This window comes from Sorangium sp. So ce834 (assembly GCF_051521425.1).
Classification (GTDB): domain Bacteria; phylum Myxococcota_A; class Polyangia; order Polyangiales; family Polyangiaceae; genus Sorangium; species Sorangium cellulosum_D.
Genome location: NZ_CP150351.1, coordinates 8,794,421 through 8,806,840 on the forward strand (window position 1 = coordinate 8,794,421; position 12,420 = coordinate 8,806,840).

Consider the following 12,420-nt stretch of genomic DNA (forward strand, 5'->3'; position numbering starts at 1 on the left):
CCTCGCACCCCCTGGCAGGCGGCAAAAAAAGAAAGATGGCTTACCTCAACGGGGTGGAGGACGGCAGTTCGAGCAAGGTGCCCAACCTTCGCGCGCCCTGGCGCGGGCGTGGTGCTCGTGCCGAGGAGGTGAGGAGCGCCGGGCTCAGGCGCCGTCGAAGGAATCGTCCGCGTCGGCGACGGCGTCGGCGGCGGGCGGCGCGGCGTCGTCGGCCGGCGCGGGCTCGGCCGCGGCCTCGGCGCCGCCCTTGCGCCCGCGCCGGTCGGCCCGGGCCGACTCGCGGCGGAGCCGGCCGAGGAGGCGGTCGACGGCCTCGGCGCTCGCGGTCTTCTCGAGGGCGAGGTTCGTCTCGACCGCGCGGGCCATGCGGATCCAGGCGTTGCGGGCGTTCAGCACCTCACGCGGCGTCGCGCCGTCCGTGTTCGACGGGGCGCTCAGCGCGAGCTGCTCGCGCTGCGCCTCCACCTTCTCGATCTCGAGCGCGGCCGCGACCCAGGCGTCCACCACCTGCGCGAGCGGCCCCTCGGGCGTCTTCAGCTTCTTGAGCAGCTTCTCCGAGGCCTCGTCGAGGCGCGACCGGAGCAGCTTTGCGTCGCCCGCCTGGTCGCCATAGCTGCGCGAGATCGCCCGGAGCCCCGCCGGGGCGAGCCGATCGCGCAGGTCGAGGAGCGCCGCGGCGAGCTCGGGATCGTCGGTCATCTCGGCGAGCGCGCCGAGGTAGTTGTACGCCCCGCGGAGCTTGCGGTCGTGCGTGGCGTCGAGCGCGAGGGCGCGCTCCATGAGCGCCTTCGCCTGCTGCTGCAGGCTGGAGCCGAGCCGCTGCGTGGTCAGGATCCGACCGTGCGCCTCCTCGACCGCTGGCAGGAGCGGCGCGAGCAGCGGCAGCGACGTGAAGACCTTCCGATCCTGCGCCGGATCGAGCCACGGCGCGGAGATGTTGACCATCGCCTGGGGGCTGAGATTGCGATAACCCATGAGATACCCTCCTTTGGTCAGGGGCGCCCCGAGTCTCGGCGCCGGTCGAGCTCGATGCAACCGTGCGGCACCTCTGCGGCCGTCGCGTTCGTGCTGGGTCGCTGGGGATCCCGGTGTCCACCTCGATCCGCGGCCGCTCCTCCACCAGTCGCCGCCCCGAGCGAGCGGCGCCCCCAGCGAGCGGCGCTTCCCGGCGGCTAAGCCGGCTTTCCACGTCAGCGACGGCGCCGAGCTCGCCTCGAGCGTCTCGACGGCGATGCGCCCGAGCTCGGCCGAGTGGACGACGGCCGCCCAGGAGAATGGCTACGGATCCACCCAGGTCCAGACGTCCGAGAAGAGGCACATGTAGATCGTCGCCTCGCCCATCAACACCCCATCCAACTCCACATCCGGCACCACGTCGTTCCCGAGCTCCGGCGGGATCGTCTGGTAGCCGGGGTACGTGGCCTCGATCTCTTCTGCGACCGCCGCCGGTATCTCGTCTGGCTCGCCCCTACTGTGGATTCCATAATACGGCCCGAGAAGGCTCACGTGGAAGCTGAGCGAAGCCCTGCTGCCGAGCGAGGGAGCGGGCTCGAAGTCCTTGGGGCGATAGATGCGGGCCGAGTAGGCCGGGGCAACCCCTCCCGCGAACAGGTCGATAGACTCGTTTTGAAGTCTGTATCGTTCGTACATGCGGTGAATCATCGCTTCCCACGTTGTATACTCCGCACGTCCACGGTTTGCGGCTTCCACCAAGCGGCGGTGCTCCTCCGTGTCCTCGTAGACGCGCTCGCCCGGAGGCACATAGATGCGCTGCATTTTCTGCACCCCCCGCGGGTAGAAACGGTAGACGACGTCGAGCAGCTCGGAGCGGGTCATTTTCATGGATTCGTCACCGACGCGCCGAGCAGCGGATACGTGGACTTGAACGCGACCTTTGCCTTGCCGGCAAAATCTTTGCAAAAGATCCCCGGCGGGAGATTGTAGTCCATGACGTTCGCGACCGCCTCCGTAATTTCTTCGCTGAGGTTGGCCGCACGAATCGGATCAATTTTTCCCATAAACTCAGTCCGAATCGGCATTTTGATGGTGATAGCGCAGTACCACTCGGTGGTGCCGCGTGAGGATCTGTGCGTGAACTTCAGGTTTGCCTTGGCCTGTTGCCACCCGCCTGCGCTCCCCCGGCCGTCATCCTTGACAATCGTAACAAATGGAAAGTCCGACGGATCGAAATCCACGTACACAAAGTGAGCCATTCCAGGCTGCGGACACTTCGAGCTGCAGGCACCGCTACAGCTCAAGAAGGTCGCTCCGCCTCCCGTTACATCGCCGAATCCGGGGCACGGGTCTCGCGGGCTGTCCGGGCTATATGCCGGGCTCTCCGAGCTGTCGCTCGGCCTCTTGTCTTCGTCTTCGAGGTCGGACTCGTTGCACGCGATCTTGCGCTCGCTGCCATCGTACGGGCCGTCCGGCTCCGCCCCGAAGTCACCGGATGCGGCGGAGGTGTAGATGGGGACGGGATCCCAACCTGGACCTGCACCTACCCCCGAGCTTCGTTCCTCGACAGGATAGCAGTCTCCTATCGTCCAGTTGCACGCCGAAACCGCCAGAGCGGCGGCGCCCATGGTCGCCAGTAGACTCGTTCTTATGCTCATTGGGTACTCCATCGAAGCACAGGACCAACAACAATGACGACGGACACGTAGCCCGGGAGCACCAGGCTGCTCCCGCCGACCCAGTTCACGTTGGCGCTCATCGACACGCCCAGCGGTCCGGCAACGTACGCGTTGGCCTGCGCGTGGCCACCTACGGCCAAGCCGCCGACGCGGCCGCACAAGGTGATACCGCACGCCGGCATGACATAGAACGCGACCGAGGGCCCCGCGCTGACGTTGCCGTCCTTCCACGCGTACCCGATGTTAGCCGAGGTCTGGTTGTAGACCCCGGGCCCGTCCTCCTGGGTCGCGGGTAGGATCGTGCACAGGTCGTGCACCGTGAACAGGATCTCTCGCTGGATGGGCCACGCGATGCCCGCGTGCGGCCCCACCGCGAGGCGCGGAACGGTACCGGCCTGCAGCCACCCGAGGCTCACACCGGCGCTCAGCTCGGACGCTTCTACGGGCGCCGGGACAACAAGGAGCGGGAGGACAACCCCTGCTGCCCATGAGATCCGTCGCTGTGACGCCCTCACCGTCACCCCCCGGTTGGAAGCCTTTGGCCGATGCGCGCGCTGCGCGCTGAGGACCGCGCGCCATTGTTCCGGCCGTGGGATGGACGTCAACGACAAATTCTGCGGCGAAACCAGAGCGCCTCGGGGTCGCCCCGTCCCGAACGTGCGCAGGTGCGCAGGCAGTAGCGCCGTGGCTGCGCCGGAGCGGGCGCGCGGCGCGCCCTCGCTGATGCTCCGGCGCCATGTGCGCCGGCGTGTCCGAGCTCGATCCGGCGCGCGCGCCGAGCTCGCACGCCGAGGCTGGTGCCGTTGCCTCGCCCATGGTATCGGCCTCTGTTCGGAGCTCGATCATGACGTGTCTCGCGGCGCCGACGTCGGCGCTGCGCGGAGGGTCCTGGATGCGAAAGATTCATATTGCTTTGGGTGTGAGCTCACTGGCGGATTCCATCACGGATTACACGCGGCGCCTGGCGGCCCAGCCGCAGGTGATCGTGCCGGGCCAGTACGCGCTCTGGCGCACCGACGCGGTAAACTTTTCGATTCGCCAGCTCCCCGATGGCGGGGCTCCGGGATTGCGTCATCTGGGGTGGGAGGACGATGACGCCAGCGCCTTTTCCGAGGCTCGGGATTGCAATGGCATTCTCTGGGAAGAGTTCGGTCCCGAGCAGCAGCTGCAAGAGATCCTTGGGCTCTGGCCCGATGCCCAGATCAAGCGCTGACGCCGAGGTGGCGACGAATCGGCCGGAAGAACCGCGACGCCCGGCGTCTGAAAGGCCCCGCCTCGGTAGCTTGCACGGCGGATAGGTCGCCGACCGCCGTCGCGACGGCGGCGTCGTGAGGTGCGTGACGCGACGATCCAGTCAGAGCGCTGGGTGGGGCCATGCACCCGTCGTCCCGCGAAAATCGGCTCATGAGAAGAGGACCGCGAGGGCGCAGGGGACGCAAGGGGAAGAGAAGAATAGAATCTCCCTTCCCCTTGCGCCCTTGCGATCCCTCTTCTTACTGCATGCCGTGCCCTCCCCTCCCCCGCGGCAGTGCGGGCAGTCGAGCTCGGCTTCGGCCCTGGACGAGGTCGACGAGCCGTAGCCGCAGGGACGCAATCCGTGCCCTGAATCACAGTTGACACCGCCCCTCCGAACGTGCATCTGGAACCACCAGGGGGATGGGTATGCGCCACAGGCTGAAATGAAGGCCATCCCTGTGCCTATTCCTCTCGGTCTCACGGTGTGCACGCGCAACTACGACGTGGGCGAGTGCTATCTGAGGGGGACGGAAGGCGCAGGGGCCGGAGAACAATCGAGCACACCATGCCCGCCAGCGCGCAAATGCAGATCGTGCGGATTCAGATGATGAATGAGCCGATACAGGGCGCAGTCTACGTTGCCATGGGCAGGGTTGCCGGAGCGGCTCTAGCCAAGGTTGCATCCCCCGTCGTGGTCGACGATGACGAGCTCCTGCTGGGGCCATCAAGAGTCGATCCTGAACGCCATCGCGCTGCGCGCGTTAGATACTTGGGTGGAGAGCCGTCCACCGATCTCAATAAAGAGCTCGCGCGTTCTGATGGGCCGCCGGTCTGCGTGGCGCTTCCGCCGACACCAAGCGGCCTGATGAGCCTCTGTCGAATCTGCGCTTCCGTGGTCGAGCGCGGGCGAACGGTGTTCGTCGTCGATCTCAGCCCGGACGCCGCCGGAGCATTTCCGCAAGGGCCCGGCCCGGGCAGGGCCACATCCCTCACTGTCGCGGATGCTCTGCTACGCGAGCCGCCTGTGGTCCAATGGTCGAAGCTCGAGACAGCCCTCGCGGCTACGCTCTGGAAATTGTGGTGCCGCCGCTCGCCCGTCGCCTTTTCCAGGTTCTGTGCATCTGGGAGCACGTTCCACCCACAGCTGGCCAACCTTGGGCGTTATCATGCCGGACTCTTTCCCCGACGGGCAGGCCATGGGCTCTACCTATCGCGCTTTGATGAGCTCCTCCTGCGACAGCTATCGCGAGAGTGGCTCTCGCCGGTCAAAGTCTTCGCCAACTCGATCAACGCGAAATCTGAGCTCGATGCATGGTTTTCACACACGGGAGATCTGTACGTAGCCAAACGGCTCAATGAATGGTATCGCCACACGCGGGGCCGTATCATCGAACGTCGAAGCGCGCATCACCCGAGGCCTTCCGAGATGACGAGATGGTGCTTTCGCTGGCGTGCGGGGAGCGAGGAGATCCTCGAGGCGCTGCCGAGTCTACAAACGGCCCCGCCTGTCTCTATCGGAGGTGCTACCGCGTATGATCCTGACCACGCATGGGTATGCCGATTCGATGCACGAGGGACACCTTACCTGAGCCGATTCGACGCCGCATCGTCAGGCGACAGGCTGGAATAGGGCGTATCCGATCGCGCCCGTGACGAGGGGCGCGGCCGCGCCTTTCAGGCGGCGCGAGCGGTGGCCACGAGGCCGCCGGCCGCCACGAGGGCGCAGGCGGCGAGCAGCGCGAGGCTCGCCTCGGCGTGGCCGGCGAGGCAGAGGAGCAGCGTCGAGAGGATGGGCGCGCCGTAGGCCAGCACGCCGAGCTGCGAGACGTCGCCGTGCTTCGTCGCGTGATCCCAGGCGAAGAACGCGACGCCCACGGGGCCGAGCCCGAGCGCGAGCAGGCCGAGCACCTGGCCGGCCGTGGGCGCGACCGTGCGCTCGAACGCGAGGTGCCCGGCGAGGCCGAGGGCCGCCGTCGCGGCGCAGGGGCCGACGAGGGCGTCGGCGGGGACCTCGGCGAAGCGGCGCTGGAGCACGGAGTACGTCGACCAGAGGAGCGCGCAGCCGAGCGCGGCCGCGTAGCCGGGCAGGTGCGCGGCGCTCGGGATGACGGCGCCCCCGGCGGCGAGGACGGTCCAGACGCCCGCGAGCCCGAGCAGCGCCCCGGCCACGTGCCTCCAGCGCAGGCGGCCGCCGGGCAGCGCCGCCGAGAACAGGACGATGAGCAGCGGCCACAGGTACGAGATCACGCTGACCTGCACGGGCGGCGCGGCGGTGAGCGCGAAGAAATAGAGGGCGTGGTAGCCGAACAGGCCGCCCACGCCGACGAGCCACCAGCCGAGCGGCTGGCGGAGCGCGCCGAGGCCGCCCCGGCCACGCCGGGCGATCCGCGCCGCGCCGAGGAGCGCCGCGATCGCGAAGGTCGACGCGAGCACCTGGAGCGGCGGCAGGCTGCGCACCGAGGTCGAGAGCAGCGTGAAGCTGCCCCAGAGGCAGATGGCCGCGACGCCCGCGAGGGTGGCGGTGCGCCGCGAGGGGCGCGCCGCCGATGTCGCCTCCGCCAGGGCGCGGGGGGCCGCCTTCGCCAGGGCGCGGGGGGCCGCCTCCGCCGGAGCGCGGGGGGCCGCCTGCTCGGCCGAGTGACGCCGGACGCTGAGCTCGACCTCGGACATCGCGCGCCATGATCTCACGCGCGCCGCCCGCGCGCCATGCGCGGCGTCCGCGCGCCATGCGCGGCGTCCGCGCGCCATCCGCGGCGTCCGCGCGCCATGCGCGGCGCCCGCGCGCCATCCGCGGCGCCGATCCGCAGGAGATCGCGGGCAGACGACGCCGCCGGCCCGCCGGCGCCCCGGTGGAGCAGGCCCCGCGCGCCCGCGGCGGCGCGCGTTTCGCTGGACGCTCGGCCGCGATTCGCCAATCTTTGGACGCATGAAGCTCACGGGCATCGCCGCAGAAACCGTGCAGATCGCGAGCCGGGGCGAGTACACCGCGCCCTCGGGCGCGACGGTCCGCATCCGCGACCGCGTGCTCGCCGCGGTGAAGGCCACCGCGCTTTACCGGCCCGGATCCCTCGACACCTGGGAGCCGAAGGAGCGCCTCGAGCGGCCGACGACCCTCGAGGTCACGGGCGAGACCACGGGGGCCGCCGGCCGTCGGCTCGTCGAGCAGGAGGGCGAGGCCCGCGTCGCGGCCCTCAACTTCGCGTCCGGCAAGAACCCCGGGGGCGGGTTCCTGCGCGGGGCCAAGGCCCAGGAAGAGGACCTCGCCAGGTGCTCCGCGCTGTACGCATGCCTGGTCGAGCAGCGCGAGTACTACGACCAGAACCGCGCCTCGGGCAGCTTCCTGTACACCGATCACCTCATCTACTCGCCGGACGTGCCGTTCTTCCGCGACGACCAGCACAGCCTGCTGGAGCGGCCCTTCGCGCTGTCGATCATCACCGCGCCGGCGCCGAACGCCGGCGAGGCGCTCCTGCGCGACGAGGGGGTGGATCAAGACATCCGCGCGGCCCTGGAGCGCCGCGCGGCCATGGTGCTCGCGGCGGCGGGCGCGCACGGGCACCGGTGCCTGGTGCTCGGCGCCTGGGGGTGCGGCGTCTTCCGCAACGACCCGGGCGAGGTCGCCGACGTGTTCGCCCGGTGGCTCGATCACCCGCGCTTCCGCGGCGCGTTCTCGCGCGTGGTGTTCGCCGTGTACGACCGGGGCGCCGACCAGCCGAACTACCGAGCCTTCCGGGATCGGTTCGCAGGGGCGTAGGCGCGCGCCGCCCCATGGCCCGCGCGCGGGCCACACCGTGGGAGACCCACGCGCGGGCCACACCGTGGGAGACATACGCCCGAGCTGCGCCGAGGTGGCTCTTTCCGTCTTCCTTCAATGGAAAATCGAGAACGGAAATCGTTCGATTGCTGCTTTCGATTGTCGGACCGTGATGGAGGAGCGAAAATCACGGCTCCGCCTTGAAGACGACTGGTAGCAACTTCGCCGTACGCCTCGCGACGGCCGTCTTCTCCGCGTCGCTCCCGCTCCTCGGCGGGTGCGCGAAGGCCGCGCCCGCGCCGCGGGCCGCCCGGCCAGCGGCCCCGGCGCCGCTCCTCCAGCGCTTCGCCAGCGAGCCCGCGCCGGCGCCGCGCTTCCTCGATCCGGAGCGCGGGCGGAAGCTCCGCGCGGCCGCGCCCGAGGTGCAGGCGCTGGCGCAGCGCACCGCGGAGCGGGAGCGCCTGCCCGCCCTGGCGCTCGGCGTCGTCATCGACGGCGAGCTCGCGATCCAGAAGGTGGTCGGCGTGCGCGACGTCGCGCGGGGCGGGGCGGTCGACGAGCACACGCGCTTCCGCATCGGCTCGATCACGAAGACGCTGACCGCCGCGGCGGTCCTGCGGCTCCGCGACGAGGGGCGGCTGTCGATCGACGCCCCGGCGGCCCGCTACCTGCCCGCGCTCGCCGGCGTCGTCTACCCGACGCGCGACTCGCGGCCGATGACGGTGCGCGACCTGCTCACGCACAGCTCCGGCCTGCCCCGGCTCGGCGTGTTCTCCCCCGCGTCGACGGCGCGCGACGTCACCGAGCGCGAGATCCTCGCCACCCTCGACGGCTTCGGGCTCGAGAGCGCGCCGGGCACCGAGACGTCCTACTCGAACCTCGGCTACTCGCTCCTCGGGCTGCTCGTCGGGCGCGCCGCCGGCGTCCCGTACCGGCGCTACATGAACGACGCGCTGCTCGCGCCGCTCGGCATGCGCGACGCCGCGTGGGACGCCGCCGAGGTGCCGCCCGACGCGCTCGCGTCGCCGCACGTGCGCACGGGCGACGAGGTGACGCCCATCCAGCCGTGGCGGCTCGGGGCCTCCGAGTCGACCGCGGGGCTCTACGCGAGCCTGTCCGACATGGGCCGGTTCATCGGGCTCCAGCTCGCCGCCTGGCCCGCCCGCGACGCGCCCGAGGCCGGCCCCCTGCGGCGGAGCACGCTGCGCGAGTCGCACATGATGGCGCGCAACGGCTCGGCGTTCCCGGCGGCCGGCGGCGCCGACGGCCCGGGGCTCGGCTGGCACGTGCGCGAGGACTGCGACCTCGGCCACGTGGTCTTCCACAACGGCCTCATCGACGGCTTCTCCGCCTCGGTGATGATCCTCCCGCAGCGCGGCGTCGGCGTCGTCGCGCTCGCCAACGTGGCCGGCGCCGATCTCGAGTCGCTGAGCGCGAAGGCCCTCGGCAAGCTCGAGGCGACCGGCGCGATGGTCGCGCGCGTCGTCCCGCCCTCCCCGTCGGTGCGCCGCGCGGCGCAGGCGGTCGCCTCGGTCATCGGCCGCGCGCGGATGGATCCTCTCGATCGCCGGCTCCGGCCCGGCTGGTTCCCCGAGGATCACCTCGCGTCGCTGCGGCAGGAGCTGCGGGACGTCGGCGCGAGGGTGGGCGCGTGCGCGCTCGACGGCTCCGCGATGGTCGAGAGCGCCACGTCGGCGCGCTTCGGCCTGCGCTGCGAGCGCGGGGCGCTCTCGGTGGCCGTGCGCGTGGACACCTCGCCGGACCCGCTGATCACCTCGCTCAGCGTCGAGGAGCAGACGGGGGCGATCGCGTGGGAGGGCCTCCGCGCGCGCGCCCGCCCGGCGCGCTGCCGCTGAGCCCGCCGGCCATCGTGCCACACCTGTGGCAGAGCGCCCCCACACGGACGCGCGGCTGAGCTCGCGGTGACGGCGTGGCGGCGACGTACGGAAGCGGCCTGTTTTCCGGGGCCGCCGCGCGGGTGGCTCGCGCCGTGCATTGGGCCGCCACCGCTCACACCAACGGATTGCCGTTGTCCACGAGACTCCGGGACACCGGAGCTCGTTTCAGCGCTATCACGCCCGTCTCGGGCGGTAGCGAGGAGACTGATGATCATGCGAACTCTCGTTCACTCTCTTGCGCTCTCGACCATGCTCGCCCTCGCCGGATTCGGCTGCTCCAGCAACTCGCAGCCTGCGCAGAGCCCCGCTGGCGCCACCTCCCCGGGCGCCACGGAAGGAACGCAAGCGCCGTGGGGCTCGGACGCGAGCGGCACCGGGACGAACGCGGGCACGGGCGTCGGGACGGGCGACGCCACGGGAGCTCCTGGGACCGGCAGCAGCGCGGGTCAGCCCTCGACGGGCGGCATCGGCTCCGGCACGAGCGACCTGGGCTCTGGACAGGGCGCTTCCGGGACGGGCACGGGTGTAACGGGCACCGGCACCGGGAGCACCGGTCTGACGGGCACGGGCACGGGGACCACGGGCGCTGGCGCCACCGGTACCGGCACCCCGGGTGCCACGGGCAGCAGCGCGACGGGCACCGGGACCCCGGGCACGGGCGCGGGGGTCCCCGGCGGCTTCCGCGGCGACACGAGCAGCGGCACGCAGTCGCCCACCACGAGCCCGCAGCAGGGTAATCCGCAGAACAAGAAGGGCGGCACGACCGGCACGGGGACCGGCGCCGGCACGCAGAGCCCGGGAGCGGGCACCGGCGCCACGGGCAGCGCGCCGGGCTCCGGCGCCACGGGCAGCGCGCCGGGCTCCGGCGCCACGGGCAGCGCGCCGGGCTCCGGCGCCACGCGCTGATCGGGCGGAGCGGCCGCCGTCGTCGCCCGACGGCTCGGGCCGCGCCAGGGCTCGCGCAGCGGCGTGACGCTGCGCGAGCCTCCGTCGCCGGGCGAGATACCCGATCACCGAAGAAACCGCCAAGGCGCCACGGGACCCGGAGAATTCTCTCTCTCGGCGTCCTCGGCGCCTTGGCGGTTTGTCTCTCTCTCGCCCGATCGCCGCGCCGGCGCGGCGGCAGCTCACCGCCCCGGCGCGGCGGCGGCGGCCCCGGGGCCGGCGCGCCTCCCGCGCGGGCCGGCCCGGGATCACCCGGCGAGCGCGACGGTTGCAACCACATCGCACAACATGGTATTCGGCTCGACCGATCCCGAGGATCGGCTAGTCTAGTCGCGCCCATGCTCCGGGCGTCGAACCGTCCCCCTCACCTGCGGAGGTCCGCTTGAAGCACAACGACGTGGTGGTTTTGATCCTCGGCGGAGGCGTCGGAAGCCGCCTCTATCCGCTCACCAAGCTGCGCTCGAAGCCAGCGGTCCCGACCGGCGGCAAGTACCGACTGGTCGACATCCCGATCAGCAACTGCCTCAACTCGGGCTTCAATCGCATCCACATCCTCACGCAGTACAACTCGGTCTCTCTCCACAACCACATCACGCAGACGTACCGATTCGACGTCTTCTCCGCGGGCGCGGTGCAGATCCTCGCCGCCGAGCAGACGCCGACCCACAGCGACTGGTACCAGGGCACCGCCGACGCGGTCCGCAAGCAGCTGGGCGAGGTCAAGTCGCCGAACCCGCGCGACGTCATGATCCTCTCGGGCGACCACCTCTACCGCATGGACTACGAGCCTTTCCTCGAGCGCCACCGCGAGACCCGGGCGGACGTCACGCTGGCGGTGCGGCCCGTCCCGACCGACGAGGTGTCGCGCCTCGGCATCGTGGACACCGACGACGACGGGCGGGTGGTCAAGTTCGTCGAGAAGCCGAAGGACATGAAGCTGCTCGACGGCGTGCGGCGGCTCCCCGATCCGAAGAACCCGTGGCTCGCCTCGATGGGCGTCTACATCTTCAGCGCGAAGGCGCTCTACGAGATGCTCGAGCGCGACAACGCCTCCGACTTCGGCCACCACATCCTGCCGCGCGCGCTCGACACCCACCGGATGGTGACCTACACGTTCGACGGGTACTGGGAGGACATCGGCACGATCCGGAGCTATTACGAGGCCAGCCTCGCGCTCACCGACTCCAATCCTCCTTTCTCGTTCTACGATCCCCAGCGGCCGATCTACACCCGCCCGCAGTTCTTCCCCCCGGCCCACGTCAGCGCCGGCTCGGTCCTCGACCAGGTGCTCCTCGCCGAGGGGAGCCGGATCATCGAGTCGAAGATCTCCCGGTCCGTCGTGGGGCAGCTCTCGTCGATCGGGCCCCACGTCACGATGTCGAACACGGTCATGATGGGCGCGGACTACGAGGTCCTGTTCCAGGGCCACGCCCCCGAGAGGACGCGGGGTCTCCCGCCCATCGGCATCGGCCGGGGGTGCAGGATCGACGGCGCGATCATCGACAAGAACGCGCGCATCGGCGAGGGCGTGGTGATCCGCAACATCCCCGACCGCGAGGACGCCGACGCCGAGTACTACGCGGCCCGCGAGGGCATCGTCGTCGTCCCGAAGAACGCCGTCGTCCCCCCGGGCACGGTCATCTGAGCAGGCCGCCCGCGCGCCGCGCCAGGCCGGCGGCGAGCTCGCCCGCGCAGGTCGGCGCCGCGGCGCCCGCGCAGGTCGGCGCCGCGGCGCCCGCGCGTCCCGGACAGGCCGACCCGAGGCCGCCGGTCATGGCGCCCTGCGCCATCGGGGCCGCGGTCGCCGCGCCCTCGGTCGGTCCAGGGCGCCGGTCCCCCTCCGGGGCCCGGCGGCGCCGGCGCGCTGCCTCCGGCGCCGGCGCCGGCGCGCTGCCTCCGGCGCCGGCGCCGACGCGCTGCCTCCGGCGCCGGCGCCGGCGCGCGGGTGACCCGC

The 12,420-nt window shown here is 71.1% G+C and carries 10 protein-coding genes; 5 read left to right on the top strand and 5 right to left on the bottom strand.

Annotation, left to right across the window (positions count from 1 at the left end):
- Window positions 1–144 precede the first annotated feature (144 nt).
- The 4 genes from WMF20_RS31965 to WMF20_RS31980 form a co-directional block, all read right to left on the bottom strand.
- Complete coding sequence (locus tag WMF20_RS31965; RefSeq protein ID WP_437605650.1) at window positions 145–975, bottom strand: hypothetical protein; 831 nt, start codon at window positions 973–975, stop codon at window positions 145–147.
- A 303-nt stretch (window positions 976–1,278) separates the two neighbouring features.
- Window positions 1,279–1,842, bottom strand: coding sequence for a hypothetical protein (locus WMF20_RS31970; RefSeq protein WP_437605651.1), 564 nt, complete (start codon window positions 1,840–1,842; stop codon window positions 1,279–1,281).
- A complete protein-coding gene (locus WMF20_RS31975) occupies window positions 1,839–2,195 on the bottom strand; it encodes a hypothetical protein (RefSeq protein WP_437605652.1) in 357 nt (118 codons plus the stop codon). The genes WMF20_RS31970 and WMF20_RS31975 overlap by 4 nt, the downstream gene beginning before the upstream one ends.
- Window positions 2,196–2,608: 413 nt before the next feature.
- Window positions 2,609–3,049, bottom strand: a complete 441-nt coding sequence (locus WMF20_RS31980; RefSeq protein WP_437605653.1) for a hypothetical protein — start codon at window positions 3,047–3,049, stop codon at window positions 2,609–2,611.
- A 332-nt stretch (window positions 3,050–3,381) separates the two neighbouring features.
- Here WMF20_RS31980 and WMF20_RS31985 point away from each other — a divergent pair, with 332 nt between their 5' ends.
- The gene (locus WMF20_RS31985; RefSeq protein ID WP_437605654.1) at window positions 3,382–3,846 is read left to right on the top strand and encodes a hypothetical protein; all 465 of its coding nucleotides are present in this window, start codon (window positions 3,382–3,384) and stop codon (window positions 3,844–3,846) included.
- A 1,697-nt stretch (window positions 3,847–5,543) separates the two neighbouring features.
- On the opposite strand, the gene yddG is transcribed toward WMF20_RS31985, so the two are convergent.
- The gene (gene yddG, locus WMF20_RS31990) at window positions 5,544–6,539 is read right to left on the bottom strand and encodes an aromatic amino acid exporter YddG (protein WP_437605655.1); all 996 of its coding nucleotides are present in this window, start codon (window positions 6,537–6,539) and stop codon (window positions 5,544–5,546) included.
- A 256-nt stretch (window positions 6,540–6,795) separates the two neighbouring features.
- Between yddG and WMF20_RS31995 the strand changes: the two genes are divergently transcribed.
- The 4 genes from WMF20_RS31995 (at window position 6,796) to WMF20_RS32010 (ending at window position 12,111) form a co-directional block, all read left to right on the top strand.
- Complete coding sequence (locus WMF20_RS31995) at window positions 6,796–7,623, top strand: TIGR02452 family protein (protein WP_437605656.1); 828 nt, start codon at window positions 6,796–6,798, stop codon at window positions 7,621–7,623.
- A 200-nt stretch (window positions 7,624–7,823) separates the two neighbouring features.
- Window positions 7,824–9,479, top strand: coding sequence for a serine hydrolase domain-containing protein (locus WMF20_RS32000; protein WP_437605657.1), 1,656 nt, complete (start codon window positions 7,824–7,826; stop codon window positions 9,477–9,479).
- Window positions 9,480–9,734: 255 nt separating this feature from the next.
- Window positions 9,735–10,427: a WGxxGxxG-CTERM domain-containing protein gene (locus tag WMF20_RS32005; RefSeq protein ID WP_437605658.1), complete on the top strand. Its 693-nt coding sequence runs from the start codon at window positions 9,735–9,737 to the stop codon at window positions 10,425–10,427.
- A 421-nt stretch (window positions 10,428–10,848) separates the two neighbouring features.
- On the top strand, window positions 10,849–12,111 hold the full coding sequence (locus tag WMF20_RS32010; protein WP_437605659.1) for a glucose-1-phosphate adenylyltransferase: 1,263 nt from the start codon (window positions 10,849–10,851) through the stop codon (window positions 12,109–12,111).
- Window positions 12,112–12,420: the final 309 nt, after the last annotated feature.